This window comes from Streptomyces ossamyceticus, from assembly GCF_001418475.1.
Lineage (GTDB): Bacteria > Actinomycetota > Actinomycetes > Streptomycetales > Streptomycetaceae > Streptomyces > Streptomyces ossamyceticus.
This window is the reverse complement of sequence record NZ_LIQX01000946.1, coordinates 1-1,626: the sequence shown is the minus strand read 5'-3', so window position 1 is coordinate 1,626 and position 1,626 is coordinate 1. Positions and strand designations below refer to the sequence as shown.

1 protein-coding gene is annotated in these 1,626 nt (G+C 73.0%); it reads left to right on the top strand.

Going from position 1 to position 1,626, the window contains the following annotated elements:
* The first annotated feature begins 90 nt into the window (after positions 1-90).
* The gene (locus AOK15_RS40835) at positions 91-1,083 is read left to right on the top strand and encodes an aldo/keto reductase (RefSeq protein ID WP_055524281.1); all 993 of its coding nucleotides are present in this window, start codon (positions 91-93) and stop codon (positions 1,081-1,083) included.
* Positions 1,084-1,626 lie beyond the last annotated feature (543 nt).

The following is a 1,626-nucleotide window of genomic DNA, read 5'->3' as shown; positions in this document are numbered from 1 at the left end:
AGGGCCCCGCGCCCGGCCGCTCGCGAGGCACCAGCGGCCGGGCGCGGGGCCCTTGCCTAGAGCGCACTCCACGGCCTTGGCTGGGGGACCATGAAGTACACACAGCTCGGACGCACGGGGCTCAAGGTCAGCCGGCTGGTGCTCGGCACCATGAACTTCGGGCCGCAGACCGACGAGGCGGACAGCCACGCGATCATGGACGCGGCGCTGGACGCGGGGATCAACTTCTTCGACACGGCCAATGTCTATGGGTGGGGCGAGAACAAGGGCCGTACGGAAAAGATCATCGGCGACTGGTTCGCGCTCGGCGGCGACCGTCGCGACAAGGTCGTCCTCGCCACCAAGGTGTACGGCAACATGGCGGCGGACGGCGACGCCTGGCCCAACCACGACAAGCTGTCCGCGCTGAACATCCGGCGGGCGGTCGACGCCAGCCTGAAGCGGCTGCGGACGGATTACATCGACGTCTACCAGTTCCACCACGTCGACCGTGCCACCCCCTTCGAGGAGATCTGGCAGGCCGTCGACGTCCTGGTCCAGCAGGGCAAGATCCTCTACGCCGGCTCCTCCAACTTCCCCGGCTACAAGATCGCCCAGGCCAACGAGATCGCCGCCCGGCGCTCGGGCACCATCGGCCTCGTCAGCGAGCAGTGCCTCTACAACCTCGCCGAGCGCCGCGCCGAGATGGAGGTCATCCCGGCCGCCCAGGAGTACGGGCTCGGGGTCATCCCGTGGTCGCCGCTGCACGGCGGGCTGCTCGGCGGTGTCCTCAAGAAGCAGGCCGAGGACGGCCGGCGCACCTCGGGCCGCGCCGCCGCCACCCTCGCCGACCCGGCCGCGCGCGGCCGGATCCAGGCGTACGAGGACCTCCTCGACAAGCACGGCGTCGAGCCGGGCGAGGCCGCCCTGGCCTGGCTGCTGACCCGCCCCGGTGTCACCGGCCCGATCGTGGGGCCGCGCACGGCCGCACAGCTGGAGTCCGCGATCCGGGCGGCCGAGCTGGAGCTGAGCGAGGAGCTGCTCGCCTCCCTGGACGAGATCTTCCCGGGCCCGGGCCCGTCCCCGGAGGCCTTCGCCTGGTAACCGCCGGGCTCCGCCCCGAGAACGAACGGGGAACCGCACGACCGACCCGCACAGGCCCCGACCCACCCCGACGGTCGGCGGTTCCCCGGCGCCCGTCCAGTCACCCCAGCGGTCAGCGGGCCCCCGGCATCCGTCCGCTCACCCCAGCGGTCAGCGGGCCCCCGGCGATCGGCGGGCCCCGGCATCCGTCCAGTCACCCCAGCGATCTGCGGTTCCCAGGCGCCCGTCCAGTCACCCCAGCGATCGGCGGTTCCCCGGCATCCGTCCGCTCACCCCAGCGATCGGCGGGCCCCCGGCATCCGTCCCAGTCACCCCAGCGGTCGGCGGGCCCTCGGCATCCGTCCAGTCACCCCAGCGGTCGGCGGGCCCCGGCGCCCGTCCGCTCACCCCAGCGGTCNNTCCGTCCGGTCGCCGCCGCTGCGGTCACTTGCCCAGCGCCGCCGCGAGGGCGACCACGGCGAACATCAGCACAAGCACACCGGCCATGATCCGGTTACGGGTCTTCGGGTCCACACCATCGAGCCTAACCGCCCGGCCCCGGCC

Coding starts and splice junctions, on each gene's coding strand:
- AOK15_RS40835 (WP_055524281.1), top strand. CDS start 91: ATGAAGTACACACAGCTCGGACGCACGGGGCTCAAGGTCAGCCGGCTG.